This window comes from Veillonella sp. T34266-5 (genome assembly GCF_002959815.1).
GTDB classification, from domain to species: Bacteria; Bacillota; Negativicutes; order Veillonellales; family Veillonellaceae; genus Veillonella; species Veillonella atypica.
This window is the reverse complement of record NZ_PPCZ01000019.1, coordinates 40,834-57,080: the sequence shown is the minus strand read 5'-3', so window position 1 is coordinate 57,080 and position 16,247 is coordinate 40,834. Positions and strand designations below refer to the sequence as shown.

13 protein-coding genes are annotated in these 16,247 nt (G+C 38.5%); 10 read left to right on the top strand and 3 right to left on the bottom strand.

Annotated features, from left to right (window positions below):
* Positions 1-49 precede the first annotated feature (49 nt).
* The 4 genes from VIHSUH07_RS06885 to dcuC all read left to right on the top strand — a co-directional run bounded on the left by VIHSUH07_RS06885 (position 50) and on the right by dcuC (position 4,288).
* Positions 50-1,120 carry a Dam family site-specific DNA-(adenine-N6)-methyltransferase gene (locus tag VIHSUH07_RS06885; RefSeq protein ID WP_105084389.1) on the top strand — a complete coding sequence of 357 codons (1,071 nt, stop codon included), beginning with the start codon at positions 50-52 and terminating at the stop codon, positions 1,118-1,120.
* A 15-nt stretch (positions 1,121-1,135) separates the two neighbouring features.
* On the top strand, positions 1,136-2,017 hold the full coding sequence (locus VIHSUH07_RS06880) for a type II restriction endonuclease (RefSeq protein ID WP_105084388.1): 882 nt from the start codon (positions 1,136-1,138) through the stop codon (positions 2,015-2,017).
* Positions 2,017-2,772, top strand: coding sequence for a TRM11 family SAM-dependent methyltransferase (locus VIHSUH07_RS06875; protein ID WP_105084387.1), 756 nt, complete (start codon positions 2,017-2,019; stop codon positions 2,770-2,772). The genes VIHSUH07_RS06880 and VIHSUH07_RS06875 overlap by 1 nt, the downstream gene beginning before the upstream one ends.
* A 160-nt stretch (positions 2,773-2,932) precedes the next feature.
* Positions 2,933-4,288 carry a C4-dicarboxylate transporter DcuC gene (dcuC, locus tag VIHSUH07_RS06870; RefSeq protein ID WP_105084386.1) on the top strand — a complete coding sequence of 452 codons (1,356 nt, stop codon included), beginning with the start codon at positions 2,933-2,935 and terminating at the stop codon, positions 4,286-4,288.
* A 423-nt stretch (positions 4,289-4,711) separates the two neighbouring features.
* On the opposite strand, the gene VIHSUH07_RS06865 is transcribed toward dcuC, so the two are convergent.
* Both VIHSUH07_RS06865 and VIHSUH07_RS06860 read right to left on the bottom strand, forming a co-directional pair.
* A complete protein-coding gene (locus tag VIHSUH07_RS06865; RefSeq protein ID WP_105084385.1) occupies positions 4,712-5,848 on the bottom strand; it encodes a hypothetical protein in 1,137 nt (378 codons plus the stop codon).
* A 400-nt stretch (positions 5,849-6,248) separates the two neighbouring features.
* Positions 6,249-8,588 carry an autotransporter outer membrane beta-barrel domain-containing protein gene (locus VIHSUH07_RS06860; RefSeq protein ID WP_105084384.1) on the bottom strand — a complete coding sequence of 780 codons (2,340 nt, stop codon included), beginning with the start codon at positions 8,586-8,588 and terminating at the stop codon, positions 6,249-6,251.
* A 377-nt stretch (positions 8,589-8,965) separates the two neighbouring features.
* On the opposite strand from VIHSUH07_RS06860, the gene VIHSUH07_RS06855 reads away from it, so the two are divergent.
* From VIHSUH07_RS06855 to VIHSUH07_RS06845, 3 genes are all read left to right on the top strand, one after another.
* Complete coding sequence (locus VIHSUH07_RS06855) at positions 8,966-9,562, top strand: DNA-3-methyladenine glycosylase I (RefSeq protein WP_105084383.1); 597 nt, start codon at positions 8,966-8,968, stop codon at positions 9,560-9,562.
* 128 nt (positions 9,563-9,690) lie between these two features.
* Entirely contained in the window at positions 9,691-10,407 is a 717-nt protein-coding gene (locus VIHSUH07_RS06850) for a DUF554 domain-containing protein (protein WP_005378605.1), read from the top strand.
* Between the two features lie 171 nt (positions 10,408-10,578).
* On the top strand, positions 10,579-11,763 hold the full coding sequence (locus VIHSUH07_RS06845; RefSeq protein ID WP_105084382.1) for an MFS transporter: 1,185 nt from the start codon (positions 10,579-10,581) through the stop codon (positions 11,761-11,763).
* Between the two features lie 85 nt (positions 11,764-11,848).
* Here VIHSUH07_RS06845 and VIHSUH07_RS06840 read toward each other — a convergent pair whose 3' ends face one another.
* Positions 11,849-12,835, bottom strand: a complete 987-nt coding sequence (locus VIHSUH07_RS06840; RefSeq protein ID WP_005378610.1) for a GMP reductase — start codon at positions 12,833-12,835, stop codon at positions 11,849-11,851.
* A gap of 194 nt (positions 12,836-13,029) precedes the next feature.
* On the opposite strand from VIHSUH07_RS06840, the gene thiT reads away from it, so the two are divergent.
* Genes thiT through VIHSUH07_RS06825 form a run of 3 tightly spaced genes read left to right on the top strand, consistent with a single transcriptional unit; the run spans position 13,030 to position 15,893 of the window.
* Positions 13,030-13,560 (top strand): energy-coupled thiamine transporter ThiT, encoded by a 531-nt coding sequence (thiT, locus tag VIHSUH07_RS06835; protein ID WP_105084381.1) that lies wholly within the window; start codon positions 13,030-13,032, stop codon positions 13,558-13,560.
* Positions 13,553-14,677, top strand: a complete 1,125-nt coding sequence (locus VIHSUH07_RS06830) for a molybdopterin-guanine dinucleotide biosynthesis protein MobB (protein ID WP_105084380.1) — start codon at positions 13,553-13,555, stop codon at positions 14,675-14,677. The genes thiT and VIHSUH07_RS06830 overlap by 8 nt, the downstream gene beginning before the upstream one ends.
* Entirely contained in the window at positions 14,658-15,893 is a 1,236-nt protein-coding gene (locus VIHSUH07_RS06825) for a molybdopterin molybdotransferase MoeA (protein WP_105084379.1), read from the top strand. Before VIHSUH07_RS06830 ends, VIHSUH07_RS06825 begins: the two co-directional genes overlap by 20 nt.
* Positions 15,894-16,247 lie beyond the last annotated feature (354 nt).

Below are 16,247 nucleotides of genomic sequence, written 5' to 3'. Positions count from 1 at the left end.
TTCTAGATCTAGAATAAAATATAAACATAGACTTGAAAGGAGCAATAATATGAGTGTTATATCTGCTAAAGATGCAGCAAAAAAATGGGGGATTTCTCAACGGAGAGTAGCTGCTTTATGTTCTGATGGGCGCATCCCGAATGCACAGCGTGTTGGTAATATGTGGGTTATACCAAGTGAGGCAGAGAAGCCGATAGATGGTAGACATTTGCGTTACACAGCAGAAGAATTATTACCGATTAAACCATTTTTGAAATGGGCTGGTGGAAAGGGTCAATTACTTTCACAAATACAAGAATTATATCCATTTGGAGATACGAAAATTAAACGTTATGCAGAACCATTTATCGGTGGTGGCGCAGTATTATTTGATATTCTTAGCAAATATGAACTAGATGAGGTCTATATTAGTGATATTAATGCTGAGCTTATTAATACCTATAGAGCTATTCGTGATGATGTAGATGGGCTGATTAATTTTCTAAAGCCGATGGAAGAAAAGTTTATTCCTATAGAGATTGAAGAACGTAAAGAATATTTCTATAAACAACGGAATAGATTTAATGAGTTAAAGAGCAAAGAGAATAATAATGTTGATTTTGAAAAAGCTGCATTAATGATTTTTCTTAACAAGACCTGTTTTAATGGATTGTACCGAGTGAACAAAAAGGGATTATTTAATGTTCCAATGGGCGGTTATAAAAAGCCTACAATTTGTGATGAAAAGAATCTTCGTGCTGTTTCTGAACGCCTGCAAAATGTAAATATTGTTCATGGAGATTATAAACAGTCAGAGAGTTTTATTGATAGCAATACATTTGTTTATTTTGATCCCCCTTATCGACCAATAACTGAGTCAGCTAGTTTTACGGCATATACAGAATATGATTTTAATGATAAAGAACAGATTGAGTTAGCGGAGTTTGTTAATAAAATTAATGATAAAGGGGCAAAGATTGTTGTTAGTAATTCAGACCCGAAAAATACGGATGAAAATGATGATTTTTTTGATGAAATTTATTCATCTCACTCGATTAAACGTGTTGATGCATCACGTATGATTAATAGTAATGGGGCAAAGAGAGGTAAAATAAAGGAACTATTGATTTCTAATTTTTAATTGGGAGAATTCTATATGGTAAAACGAGATTTTATTGAATGGTTATCTGGTTTTAGACCTAGTATTGCTGATTATAGATTTTATATAAACTTCGATAAGGTTTATCGTAATGTTGATAATATAAAAGTTGAGTTAAATATATTAAATTCATTAATTGGTTCTCATAATATTGAAGAAGAGTTTAGATGTATACTATCAAAATATCCAGAAGTACTACAATGTATTCCAATACTATTAGCTGTGCGTGCTAGTGAAATATATTGTCAAGATGATCGTGGTGGTATTTTATTTAACTTCAATCATAAGAAGTTCTCTTTATCTACTGAAGATGATTTAGATAAGTATGTATATTTTATGAAAGAAACTGGTCTGCTTGATTTGCTTAGCAAACATATAATAAACAATTTGGTGGATTATGTAATGGGCGTTGAGACAGGACTTGACTCTAATGGCCGTAAAAATCGTGGTGGACATTTAATGGAAAACCTTGTTGAAAAATTTATTATTAAAGCAGGTTTTATTAAAGGGGTCAACTATTTTAAAGAAATGTATATACATGAGATTACAGAAAAATGGGGAATAGATTTATTTGCAATCTCAAATCAAGGTACAACTGAAAAACGTTTTGATTTCGTTGTAAAAACAGATAACATGATATATGTTATCGAAACTAATTTCTATAGCGGAGGGGGTAGTAAATTAAATGAAACTGCTCGTAGTTATAAGACCCTTGCATTAGAATCTAACACTATTGATGAAATTACATTTGTTTGGTTTACTGATGGCAAAGGTTGGAATAGTGCAAAAAATAATTTAAAAGAAACCTTTGATGTTATGGAACATATTTATAATATTAAGGATTTGGAGAATAGTATTATTAGTGAGGTCTTTAAATAATGGCCAAGAATATTAAGAAAATAAAAAAATGGGAACCAGAAGATTTTGAATTAGAAATGACAACTCATTGGTCTTTCCCTAAACGTGGTGATTGGGCAACTCATGATGCCAAATGGCGCGGTAATTGGTCTCCTTATATTCCTAGAAATTTGTTGCTTCGTTATTCGCAAGAAGGTGATTTAATACTCGATCAATTTGCTGGCGGTGGAACCACTTTAGTTGAAGCAAAATTACTTAACCGTGATATCATTGGTGTTGATATAAATGAAGCTGCACTAGAACGATGTAAAGAAAAAATTGATTTTGATTATGAATCAGCTAAAGGAAGAGTCGAACTACATAAAGGTGATGCTCGTAATTTAGATTTTATATCTGATGACAGCATTGATTTCGTTTGTACACATCCTCCCTATGCTAATATTATAAAATATAGTGAAGGTATAGAAGGTGATTTATCACAGCTAAAAGTTCCTGAATTTCTTGAAGAAATGAAATTAGTCGCATCTGAATCGTACCGTGTTTTAAAAAAAGGTAGATTTTGTGCGATATTGATGGGGGATACACGTCAAAAGGGACATATGGTTCCAATGGCGTTTGATGTTATGCGTATTTTTGAAGAAGCTGGATTTAAATTGAAAGAGCTTATTATTAAAGAACAGCATAATTGTAGAGCTACTGGGTATTGGAAAACTAATAGTATTAAGTATAATTTTTTGTTAATTGCGCATGAGTATTTATTTGTATTTAAGAAATGATCGAAAAATAAAATTTTATTATTGAATACTAGATGAGTATTCTCTGGCACCAATCATTTTTGTGTTTGGTGCCATTCTTTTGAAGTAAAAAAATACTTACACGAAATTAATTAATGGGAAAATATTAGAATTTATTTGAATTTCAAAGTTAGAGGTATGTATGAATATACTTATATGTCTCATCATTATTGCCATTACCGGTATATTACTGATGAAGCGCTATCAACCACAGCCGATCTTGATCGGCATGGGCATCCTCATGATGTATATCGCCTATGAAGGTAGCTGGATTAATGCCATATTAGATGAATCTCAGTCTACAGGCGTTCTGGTGTTTGATGCGATGGATATTGTGCGAATCACGACATCAGAGAATGTAGTAAGTTTAGGACTCATGATTATGACCTGTGCTGGTTATGCAAAATATATGGAACACATTGGGGCTGGGACGAGGCTGGCTCATACATTTATAAAACCCTTGTATCGTCTTAACAGGCCATACATAGTGCTAGCCCTTATGTTTCTACTCAATATGGGGCTATCAATATGTGTACCAAATCCGTTGAGCCTTGCCTTACTTATGATGGTCACCATCTATCCTGTTCTGTTGCGTCTTGGGGTAAGTCCTATCGGTGCTGCTGCGGTTATTGCTACAGGACATTTGATGGATGTAGGGCCGGGTGCGGTATCGACATTGCTCATAGCCAAGACACTTAATATACCGGTCCCAAACTATTTCGTAGGTTACCAGTTACGCCTTTATTTCTTGGTGGCTGTTGTGACAGCAGTAGCACATTTTTTATGGCAACGATATCGAGATCGATTAGATGGCCCTATGGACGTAGGTGACTGTGAAAGCATCCCTGAGGCACCAATTGGACCTAGGCTATATATGATATTCCCTTTGTTGCCTCTATGTTTCATCTTGGGCTTTAGCCAATATGGCTTGCCTGGTGTAAAGATGAATGTAACCCTTGCCATGATGCTTGCCTTTGGTATTGCCTTATTGGCAGAACTCATTCGTCATCGTAATTTAAGGACCGTCCTTAAAAGCACAACTGTATTTTTTGAAGGTATGGGGAATCAGTTTTCTTATGCGGTAACCCTTATTATAGGTGGTCAGGTCTTTGCACAAGGTTTGGTGAGCTTAGGCCTTATTGATTCGTTAGTTAGTGTACTTCAAACACTGTCTCTTAACTCTGTAGGACTAACCTCTGTTATGGGGGGCGGTATGCTAGGCCTTAGTATGGTAACAGGTAGTAATGTAGCACCTTTATTTACATTAGTACCACTCGTGCCTAATATTGTATCTAATCTCGCACTAGACCCAATTACGACCATGTTAGGCATGCAAAATGGGGCTAGTCTAGGTTTGTTCTTGAGCCCTATCAGCCCTGTTATGGTCGGTGTAGCTGGGGTAGCACATATTAAATCTGTAGATTTGCTTAAGCGAACCTCGGTTCCTGTACTTGTGGCACTAATTACGAGTTGTTTGGGGATATGGATGCTCTATTAATATTATAAGTTTATAAATAATAAGACGCCCTGTTATCGTAATAGCTAATGGGGCGTCTTGTTGTTTATAATAAAATATGAGAAAAACATGAATTTTTATATCTGTATATGATAAAATGAAATTAATTATACAAGTGTTTCGTGATTTACAGATTTCATAATGGAGTCTTAAAATAAAAAATCCCAATTCAGAAGAATTGAGATGATACCCTACGTGGGGTGGCCCGAAGGCATTGTAAATAAATTTGTATTTGAACTCGTAGTGTAATTCTGTAAATCTCTAAAACTACCGTAATGATGATATAAGATTGCACAAAAGTAGCATTACTATACATAATATAGACCATTGGCATATGCCATCTGTGTCTATACGTTAGTAATGCTACTTTTGTTATGTTGCTAGATTTATTCTGTTAAATATTTTTTACTTTAGTTTCATTAGATATGCATTTAGCATGTCTAATCGCTCAGCAAATAATGTTTTCATCATAGTAAGACGATCTTCCGTAATATTTGAATTTTTTGCATATATGGAATCCATCAATTCCATTGCTGTTTTAGACAATGACTGCGGAATTGTTAGTGGTGTTGTTACATACTTTATTTGCTTATCATGTTTCGATTTAAACGGTAATGATGGATACGTATGGAATGGTCTATGTGGATTAATCGTCATTTCGTTGTACCATAGGGTATTGCCATTATCGAAGATAGGGGCCATGCCAAGGAATTCAAGTGTTGTAGAATTCCGTAAGAATCCAAAGTTACCGTAGTGAAGGTCGTCATTTAATGTTAGATAGTCCAAAGCAAGTGTCGCATCTAAATGGGCTTTTACATTTGGAATTGAAAAATGTGTACACTGATCTAAGAACGCTTGGTATTTATTATCGCGTCGTTTAAGTGGCGCTGCTATGTGCCAGGCAGGGATGTATTCAATGTCTCCGCTCGTAAATAGTGGGCAAGATGACACGATTTCACCAGATGCGATTGTTTCTAATTCATATGGTACATGGTGAAAGTTTAGTTCTTTGCATAATTTTGACACAAATACTTCATTAAATGGTTGTTGATTGAGGAAGTTTCCAGCTTTTAATAGGCGAATACCTTTTTTTTGTTGCACCCACATCTGACGAAGAGAACCGTTTACAGATGAATTCGGTGTAATTAAATCGATATCGATATCATCAGAATCAGATAAGAATAAAGGCGTGTCAATTATAGGATGGTCATAAAAATTGATAGTATCCCAATCTAAATTAGAGTGTATTGGTTTCATCCAATAGTGGTCAGATAGATTAAGTTGATATGATTTTAATGAAAATTCTAATGCATCTGATGCGTGATAGGCCTCTAGTAGATTTTCTAAATTAGGTCTAGAGCTTGGTATAGCATGATACCTTAAAAAATCATTAAGTGCGATTTCCTGGTTGTCCATGACCATCATATTCAATGGTTTGTGGTCTGGATTTATGATTTCAGTAACCTTGGTTACTGTTAACGTATCATCTAATATTGCTGTTAACACAGGAATATTTTTATGCATTAGGATATACGTACACATAGCATCACCTCCTTTATTGTCAAATTTTATAATTACATACATTATAATGTAAAATATAGCTATAGGTATATATTGTACATAGTAATCTAATATTTCTTAATAAAATGACTGTTAGTAAAACAAAACGCCCCCTTCACAGCAACCATCTAAGGCTGCCAATGAAGAGGGCGTTTTGCATTGTAGTAAGAAAGTTAGTAAACATTTAGACGGAATCTAAATGTATGTATATAAGGCCATACAGCTTACGATAAGAGGGGGAAGTAGCATCCTATTGGAGTAGTATTGCATAAAAAGGGGAAATATATTAGGATGCGTCTCTCATAGATATGCAAGGGATATACAGGGGAGATATCTATAGTTGTACAACTATATGGCCGTATATAACGGTATGTAATATAAATTAGAATTTGTGCGTGAATCCAGCGTTTACACCCCAGTCAGCTTGGTAATCACCAGATAGACCGGTAGTAACGTCCGCATATACACTGTTGTTCGTATTGAAACCATAACGGCCACCGAATGCGAGTTCGGTCCAAGTGCCTTTGAGGTCTTGTTCTGTCAATTTTACGGCATTACCGCTAGCATAGGTAGTTTTTACATTGCCTGTGAAAGCGTGACCTGCAGCAAAGCGTGTATATAGGTTACCATTGCCAAATTGTTTGCCTACTTCGAGGCCTAGTTTGCCAGATGTGCTATTTACACCAGATTGGTTAACGGATACATTGCCTGCTGTAAAGTCACGACTACCGAAGTGTGTATAGTTTAATTGTGCTTGTGGTTCTACATAGAAACCATTAGCAGATTTAATAGTTTTGCCGTAGCGAACGCCGATGCTATACGCATTGGATTTTACATCGCCAGATTTAGCTTGGCCGATTTCATTACGCGCTGTAAATTCATTAGAGATACGACCTACTTGAGATTCTACATGTACGTATTGATCCTTACCAAGGTCTTTCAATCCATAAGCGCCAACAGCATAGGATTTTACCTTGCCAGAACCATTGAATACATAATCTTCAGAACCGCGTAGGTAAGAAATTTGGCCGCCTACGGTCCAGTCACGGCTAGTTTTCGTATCATAGCCACCTTGGATGCTTGTGTAATCAGTAGCTGTATTGATACCGTCATTAGCATAATTATATCGACCGCCACCAATACGAGCCCAAATACCTGTTGGGGAACCTTGTTGTAATTGGTTAGCACGATTCATATCGCTCGTCATTGTACGCCATGCGTTGATATTACCAACTACAGCAGAACGAATGCCGCGCATTTGTGGTGTATCGTAAGCACCTGGAGTTATCGGAGTAGGTGCCGGTGTAACAGGAGTTACAGGTGTTACAGGTGCTACAGGTGTTACAGGTGTTACAGGTGTTACAGGTGTTACAGGTGTTACAGGTGCTACAGGTGTTACAGGTGTTACAGGTGTTACAGGTGTTACAGGTGTTACAGGGTTAGGTGTTGGAGTTACCGGAGTAACAGGAGTAACAGGAGAAGGTGTTGGCGTAACTGGAGTAACAGGGCTAGGTGCCGGAGTAACAGGAGTTACTGGTGTTGGAGCTGGCGTAGGCGTTGGAGTTGGAGTAGGAGCCGCATAGGAACCTTGACCATTACCGTTTTGCCATGTAATAGCACCTTCTTTTTGGTCTGTAGTTAGCGCTTTTTGGAAGCTTGACACGATGCCATTAGAAGCGATGGATACAGTACCAGAAAGGTTTCTTTCACCATTCATATAATTTTCGTAATAGAATTTATGCGCCAAGTTATCTAGAATCTTGTTTACATTGCTTTCAGAGGACGTATCGAGATGATCGCCTGTTACATAGCCATGTACACCAGACCCTGTTGTAGCGGATTTTACGATGAAGTTACCGCCTTCGATGTCAGATGCATCAAGGCCTGTTTTTTGAGCGGCTGGTTTAGCGAAGTTCAAACCAGTACCAGCGCTCATGTCGTAAATGACATTGATGTGGCCGTCTAAATTATTAACGTGGATGTCGCTGCGAGAATCTTGGGAAATACGGCTGAATCCTTCACGTGTACGAGTGCCTTTGAGTGTATTGATACTGCTGCGCGCTTCGTTGCCTTTAATTTGGAATGCCTCCAAGCCACCCATGTTATCGTGGCTCCACATGCCACCATCAAAGGTCATGTTGATTTCGCCACCCTTATCCTCTAATGTGTTCACAGCCTTGCCTGTAAATTGGTTAGGGCTATTGTGCGCACGGCCGAGGCCAATATTAATCACGGATGGTTGCTGTTGTTGGTATGGAGGCATCGTTTTATCAGATACAAGTATATTACCTTGCATATTAAATACTTTATGTTTTACAGTACCTGAATCATCGATACCAAGATTAATTTTACTGTTATAGGCAAATGCTAGTGGATAGGGTGCGTCCCATGGGGCCGTATTCACGTTCATAACCCCGCCATCCACTTGAATGGAACTATTATCTAGCATGCCTGTAATGAAAGCTGGTTGGCGATGGCGCTTAGGTAATTGGTTTTGATCAGGCGTATCCAAGGATGCAATAATCACTTGACCACCGTTTGATGCAATGACACCTGTTGCCGTCGTATTGCCAGTGCTTTCAAATTTACTTTCAGAACCTACTGCAAACACATTGCCATTAGAACCAAGGCCTGCTGCCGCCCACGTGCTAGGGAGGGCCACTGTGGATGACAACATAGTCATCATTACAGCGGACAATAACATCTTATTTCTCGCTCTCATTCTCTTACACCTCAACTATATTACTTAATTTGTAATTTATTTTTATATTGTGAAAGACTCTTCATAAATGAATATATATCTATCTGTTGATTTAATACTCTCTTATATAATGAAAGATAGATATATACTCGATTATAAAGACTTTGTGTCAGACACATTTAAAATATATTTAAAATAATATAACATTTTTCGTGAATTGTAAATGAATTTTCATAATTTTATTTTAAAAATATTTAAATTATTAATAGATGAGTTACATATTAGGGGCAGTGAATACGATGTATGGTATTCTTTACAAATCTAGTGAGCATGGGTATTATTGTATGTATAGCACGATTTCTAGTAACAGGTTAGTTGTAGCATAGAAAGGAGCCTTCATGAAAGTCACTTGTTCCTGGCCCACAACACCACTGTATCAGGCGTATCATGATTATGAATGGGGGCGTCCTATTCATGATGACCAACGTCAATTTGAACATTTATGTTTGGAGAGCCTACAATGCGGTCTGAGTTGGCTTACGATTTTAAATAAACGAGACGTTATACGTCAGTGTTTTGAACATTTTAATGTTGATGCGGTGGCTCAATATACGGAAACAGATATAGAGCGCATTATGAGCACAGATGGTATGTTAAAGTCTCGTAAGAAAATCGAAGCCATCATCAATAATGCACAGGCATTCCAACGCATTCAAGACGAATTTGGATCCTTTTGCGAATATATATGGGCTTTCACCAATCATAAGACTCTTATTTATGAAGGCCATTCTGAGGGAAGGGTGCCTGCTAAAAATGAATTATCTACGCGCATTAGCAAAGACCTTAAGAAACGAGGGTTCAAATTTGTAGGACCTGTGACCATCTATTCCCATTTACAAGCTAGTGGTCTCATAAATGATCACGGTAAGGATTGTCCTTGTTTCCATGAGATTAATGAGGGCAATCCTGTGGTTTATATGACAATAGATGATTAATATAAATAGAACCGTATCTACTGAAACATAGATACGGTTCTTTTGTAATATTTTATATTGATTGTTATCGATATAGTTGGTATACTACTTTCATAATAACTTTCATACGTAAGGAAAAGGATAAGAAGATGATTGGTTTAGGTACGGTTATCAACATGGGGCTCATTATCGGTGGTAGTATTATTGGGCTCACGTGCGGCCGATTTATGAAGGACAATTTAAAACAAACCCTTATGGTAGTATGTGGTATCATCGTGCTGTTACTAGGGATGAGCGGAGCCATGCAATTTATGCTGGTTATCGTTAATGGTTCCTTGCAAACTACTGGACCTTTGTTGATGATTATCAGCATGGTAGTTGGTGCTGTGATTGGTGAAATCATTGATTTAGACCGATGGATTACGGTCTTTGGTGACTGGGTGAAAGATAAAACCGGTAATACCGGGGATCCTAAGTTTACGCAAGCGTTTATCACTGCATCACTTACGTTTACTGTTGGTGCGATGGGCGTGCTCGGTTCAATTCAAGATGGATTGACAGGAGATTACCAAACCTTGCTACTCAAAGGAATTCTTGATGGTGTTATCGTTATGGTTATGACCTCATCCATGGGGAAGGGCGCATTGTTTTCCTTCATTCCTGTAGGTATCACGCAGTGGTTGATCACGGCCTTAGCGCATGTTGCGGCGCCACTTATGACACAGCAGGCTATCGACAATTTATCCTATGTAGGATCCATCTTAATTTTCTGTGTAGGCATTAATATAATTTGGCCTAATAAGATTCGTTTAGCTAATTTATTACCTGCTATTTTTATCGCTATGGGCCTTACGTTTTTAATTTAAATTTAAATTTTAAGAACCCTCTTTACATTATGTGTAAAGAGGGTTACTATATTCTCAATATAATTTTCTTGTAGTTAAAATGGTTTCCCCTAGAAACGCATGTTATCGCGGTCTAGCGGATACAAAAGGGCCTTTCTTCGCCGAACGGTTCTAGAAACCAGAAAGGACATGATGAGCGAACAAGTTTCTGTTTCAAAATCTAATATTCGTGGTGCATTTGGTGCATTTTTTATCCCTGGTATGTACACTGCCTTATGGGCCGGATTTGTGCCATATTTAAAAGCGAAACTAAGCATCGGTGAGGATGTATTAGGTTCCATGATTTTGTTGCTCGGTGTAGGTTCTTGTTTATCCATGGCTATAGCTGGTAAACTTGTAGAAAGCTTTGGCTGTAAGCGAGTCGTTTTATTAGCTAGTTTTATCGGCATGTTGTCTCTGGCTATTGTTACCATGTGTTCTACAATTGTGACAACCACAATAGCATTATTTTTCTTTGGCATTGGCGTAGGCCTTAGTGGTGCTTCTGCCAACTTACAAGCTATTTTAACCGAAAAGGTAAGTAAAAAGCATTTAATGGGTGCTTATCACGGTGGGTGGAGCTTAGGTGGCTTTGCAGGTGCCGGTGTATTGCTTGTTCTCTTAAAAATCTTATCTTTACCTGTTAATGAAAGTATTTGGGGGCTTCTTATCATACTCTTTATTGCGATGATCGCGGTTAGTCAATTTATGTTAACCTTTGGTCGTGATCCAAATGCAAAGGTTATGAAGAAGTCTAAAAGTCCGTTATCATTCCATCCAATTGCTATTATCTTTGGTCTCTTATCCTTTGTATCCTATTTGGTAGAGGGGGCCGTAGGTGACTGGAGTGCACTTTACTTATTTGAAGATAAAGGCATTGTTATTCAAGAAGCCGTAATGGGCGTTATGCTGTTTAATGGTACCATGTGTATTGGTCGCCTTCTTGGTAATACAATTGGTAAACATGTAACATCTAAACAAGTTGTTGTAGGTGGTTATCTACTAGGTGCTATTGCAATGGCACTCATCGTATTCCTACCTGGCCATGCGTCTATGTATACGTACTTATTATTAGGTATCTCATTAGCCATGGTTGTGCCAAATCTATTCTCTGCAATGGGGGAACAAAATGTAATTCCTATGACACAAGCAGTGGCAACATCTACCATGCTCGGTTATATGGGGATTTTGATGGGACCTGCATTGATTGGATTCATTGCTCATGGTACGAGTCTTACCATTGCATTCATCGTCTTGACTGTATTGCTTGTTATCAGTGCCGGCATCGGTAAATATGCATATTATTTAATGAATAAAAATTGTGGCGTAGAAGAATAGTTTCTTCGTTTAAATGCTGCAAATAAAAAGAAGAGGGGCTACGATTCGTATGAATCGTAGCCCCTCTTGGTATGTTAGTAACCGATTAGCGGTCGCCGTTAAAGATGGAGTTTTTAACAAGAACGTAGTCTACTTTGCGGATAGCTTGTAGTGTTGTGCCACCAGCGTAGGAGATAGCGGATTGTAAATCTTGTTCCATTTCGATTAATGTATCGAAGATAGAGCCTTTGGAAGGAATGAAGATTTTTTTGCCTTCTACGTTTTTACGTTCCCCTTTTTGGAACTCAGAAGCGGAACCGAAGTATTCTTTTACAGCTTGGCCGTCAACAATTTTTTCTTCCCCTGGAGATTCTTGGTGACCAGCAAATAGGGAACCAATCATAACCATAGTAGCGCCAAAGCGAATGGATTTAGCGATGTCGCCGTGATCGCGAATGCCGCCGTCAGCGATGATAGGTTTTGTAGCTGCTTTTGCACACCAACGTACAGCCGCTAATTGCCAACCGCCAGTACCAAAGCCAGTTTTTAATTTTGTGATACAAACCTTACCAGGGCCGATACCTACTTTTGTAGCATCAGCACCAGCATTTTCAAGTTCACGAACTGCTTCAGGAGTACCTACGTTACCAGCAATAACAAATGTTGTTGGTAAATTCTTTTTAATGTATTGAATCATGTCGATAACAGCATTAGAGTGACCATGTGCGATATCGATTGTGATATAATCAGGAATAAGGTTAGCTTTTGCTAATTCATCAACTAATGCGAATTCTTCTTCTTTTACGCCGATGGAAATAGAAGAATATAAGTTTTTTTCTTGCATGCGTTTTACAAAGTCAAGACGGCGTTCAGGTTGGAAACGATGCATGATATAGAAATAGCCTTTTTCTGCTAGTTTTTCAGCTAACTCTTCATCGATGATAGTTTGCATGTTTGCAGGAACTACAGGCAAGTTAAATGTACGATTACCTAGTTTAACATGAGTATCACATTCGCTACGGCTGTTTACGATACATTTATTAGGAATCAGTTGTACGTCTTCATAATCGAAGATGTTAGTTGTATTAATCATAGTTTCTATATCTCCTTTGAGGTATAATAAATTGAACCTGTACCATTATACTGAATTTGTTTTCAATTTTCAATACATTCCGAATATTAAAAACACTCATATAGTTATTATACAATTTTATAGGTAGCTTGTCTGTACATTTTCTCTATGTTCAGCCCATTATATACACATTAGATTAATAGGAGGTTATTTTAATGGAGCATTCCAAGACACGCATGATAGCAGAAGCTGGTGTAGCTATTGCTATTGCACAAGTATTATCTTTTATTACACTTTTTCATATGCCACAAGGCGGTTCCATTAAGGCCGCATCCATGGTACCTCTCATGATTTTTGCATATCGCTGGGGTGGTGCACGCGGTATTTTGGCTGGCGTTGTATATGGCATACTTCATTTCTTGCTCGGTTTTAAATCATCTATCCATTATCTAAGCATCATCCTAGACTATCTTGTTGCTTACGGTGTTATTGGTGTGTGCGGGTATTTCAAGGACAATATGACAGGTCTTGTTAGCGGATCTATTGTTGCTATTGCGCTTCGTTGGTTTGTGTCCGTAACAAGTGGTGCTGTTGTATTTGCTAGTTATGCACCGCAAGGTCAAAATCCATGGATCTACTCTATGATTTATAATGCATCTTATATGGTGCCGGATGGAATTCTTAATATTGCTGTGTTGTTGTTTATTTACCAAGGGGTAAAAAGAGGGTTGAAACGCGGTGCTTAATTTAGGCGTAATTATTTTGGCCGGTGGCCTAAGTTCACGCATGGGATATCCTAAGGCTTTATTGCCTTGGACGAATGGTGAAAGCCTCATTTCTCATGCGTTGCGCAATGCATTAGAACATGATGCTAATGACATTCTCATTTCTATCGGTGACGATGAAAGTCTAGGCCAAGCCATTCAGGCTAACATTATCGACACATTGTCGAATAAAGAGAAAGAAAAAGTTTCTATCGTTCGGGATTCTGTTCCTCGAAGTGGTCCATTAGGCGGATTATATAGCACATTGGCCGTAGGCAAGAGTCATGCTTATGCGGTGTTAGCTGTAGATATGCCGTTTATGGATTTTAATTTATATTATGATTGGCTCTACCAAGTAGAGGGTGATGACTGGCGTGTTATTGTGCCTGTTGGTGAAAGTGGACGCTATGAACCTATGGCGGGGATATATAAGCCATCCATTGCTCCATTATTGCAAAATGCTTTAGCAGGAGAGGATGTATCTTTGCAGCATGCATTAGATATTGTAGGACCTGTGGTAACCATTGATGCAGGTGATTACGGTCATTATTTACGCAATGTGAATCATATAGAGGATTATAAGTGGTCCCGCGCAGAGGCTGTTAATGCGAATCGTCATGTTCCACTTATCAGCGTAGTTGCTGAAAAACGTAAGACTGGTAAAACTACGGTGGTAACGCGACTAATTAAGGAATTAGAACAAATTGGTTTCTCTGTAGGCGTTGTAAAAAGCGATAAACATGGCTTTCACATGGATTATGAAGGAACTGATACGGATCTTGCTATGAAAGCAGGCGCCACGGCCGTAGCCATTGCAGGCCCCACGGAAACGGCCATACGCATACACACCGAAAAACAATCTAATCTGTATGATTTGGTACAGCAATTACCTGTAGATATTGCTATACTAGAAACGAGATCTCAAGGTATATTTCCGATTGTAGAGGTAACCAGAGAGGGATATACAGAATCACTGATATCTAGTGATATAGAACGCGTAGAAACCATAGAGGTTACTGAATTAGATCAATGCGTACCATCGTTGGTATGTCGAATACAAAGTATGATGAGGAATTTAGATGATAGCCGTTACTGTTGATGAAGCGCTTCATTTGTGGAATGAGGCTTTACGAGAACAACATCATAGCATCGAATCCATTGCCGTTGGCGACGCAAAAGGATGTGTGTTGGCCGAAGATGTTTTGGCACCTACCGATGTGCCCGCTTTTCATAAATCCGCAATGGATGGGTATGCCTTAGCATATGATCCTAATTGTGATACCTATATCGTCGATGGTATCATCGGCGCTGGTGTTGTATGGGATAAACCTGTAACGACTGGCCATGCTGTACGTATTATGACAGGCGCTCCTGTACCCAGTACTTGTGATACAGTTATCATGCAAGAACAGGTGAAAGGTACTGGCGAAGTAGGGGCTACAATTACTTTACAAGGTACGCAACAAAAGGGTAGCCATATTATCCCTCGTGGTGAAGAATGTTCTGCAGGGACCGTTGTCATACCAAAGGGGACAGAAATAACCTCTACGGTGCAGACAATTTTGATCGGACTTGGTTGTATCGATGTGTCTGTGTATGCGATGCCACGTATACTGGTTCTTACATCAGGCCATGAAGTTATTGAGCCGGGCGAACCCTTAACTGCAGGAAAAATTTACAATTCAAATCGCATGATGATTTGTAGTTTACTTGCTGATTTAGGTTTTCGGCGCATTACCCATTATCATGTGAGCGATGCACCGGATAGACTAGACGCAGAAATTGAACGCGTCCTTGAACTCAGTGAACAAGCAGATGTCATCATTAGCTCAGGCGGAGTATCTGTAGGCATGTTTGACACCATGCCTCTTATATATGAAAAATTAGGTGCTAAGACCCTATATGAACGCATCCAAATGCGACCTGGTGCAGCCTCCTATGGTGCGGTTACCCCTAAAGGCCAACTTATCTTTGGCTTATCCGGTAATCCCGGTGCTGCCTTTAATGGTTGGCATCTACTTGTGGTTCCTACCTTGCGTAGATATAAAGGTATTAAAAATTGGTCCACCCCAGTACTTAATTGTGTAATGGATTGCGATCTATCTAAACGTAATGCCTTTGATCGCTACGTGCAAGGCAAGGTCATATTTGGTGATGGACAACCTCGTTTTGTGGCAAATCGTCACTTTAACAGTAGCAGCATGCTTGGATTATATACCGTTAATGCCTTAGCCTGTATTCCTCAAGGCGTACATGAGGTACATGAAGGAGATATATTTAAGGTATATTTGCTAGGCCTCTTACCAACAATATAATAAATTGCCAGGGACTCATGTATGAGTCCCTTTTTAAATTAGTACAGGCCTGTTCTAATTTTGGAACCATATGTATAGGTCTGCTGCCAATACAACAGGCCTGTACTAATTTTTTGGACCCTATGTATAGGCCGGCTGCCAATACAACAGGCCTGTACTAATTCTGGGACCCTATGTATAGGCTCATTGCCAATAGAACAGGCCTGTACTAATTCTAGGACCATATGTCTAGGCTCGTTGGAAATAGAACAGGCCTGTACTAATTCTGGGACCGCATGTATGGGCCTGTTGCCAATAGAACAGGCCTGTACTAATTTTTGGAAACAGTATGTATCGTAATAGATATTAAAGGTT

Bases quoted from the DNA above. Each gene is read 5' to 3' on its own strand.
- VIHSUH07_RS06885 (WP_105084389.1), top strand. From the start codon at position 50: ATGAGTGTTATATCTGCTAAAGATGCAGCAAAAAAATGGGGGATTTCT.
- VIHSUH07_RS06880 (WP_105084388.1), top strand. From the start codon at position 1,136: ATGGTAAAACGAGATTTTATTGAATGGTTATCTGGTTTTAGACCTAGT.
- VIHSUH07_RS06875 (WP_105084387.1), top strand. From the start codon at position 2,017: ATGGCCAAGAATATTAAGAAAATAAAAAAATGGGAACCAGAAGATTTT.
- dcuC (WP_105084386.1), top strand. From the start codon at position 2,933: ATGAATATACTTATATGTCTCATCATTATTGCCATTACCGGTATATTA.
- VIHSUH07_RS06865 (WP_105084385.1), bottom strand. From the start codon at position 5,848: ATGTGTACGTATATCCTAATGCATAAAAATATTCCTGTGTTAACAGCA.
- VIHSUH07_RS06860 (WP_105084384.1), bottom strand. From the start codon at position 8,588: ATGAGAGCGAGAAATAAGATGTTATTGTCCGCTGTAATGATGACTATG.
- VIHSUH07_RS06855 (WP_105084383.1), top strand. From the start codon at position 8,966: ATGAAAGTCACTTGTTCCTGGCCCACAACACCACTGTATCAGGCGTAT.
- VIHSUH07_RS06850 (WP_005378605.1), top strand. From the start codon at position 9,691: ATGATTGGTTTAGGTACGGTTATCAACATGGGGCTCATTATCGGTGGT.
- VIHSUH07_RS06845 (WP_105084382.1), top strand. From the start codon at position 10,579: ATGAGCGAACAAGTTTCTGTTTCAAAATCTAATATTCGTGGTGCATTT.
- VIHSUH07_RS06840 (WP_005378610.1), bottom strand. From the start codon at position 12,835: ATGATTAATACAACTAACATCTTCGATTATGAAGACGTACAACTGATT.
- thiT (WP_105084381.1), top strand. From the start codon at position 13,030: ATGGAGCATTCCAAGACACGCATGATAGCAGAAGCTGGTGTAGCTATT.
- VIHSUH07_RS06825 (WP_105084379.1), top strand. From the start codon at position 14,658: ATGATAGCCGTTACTGTTGATGAAGCGCTTCATTTGTGGAATGAGGCT.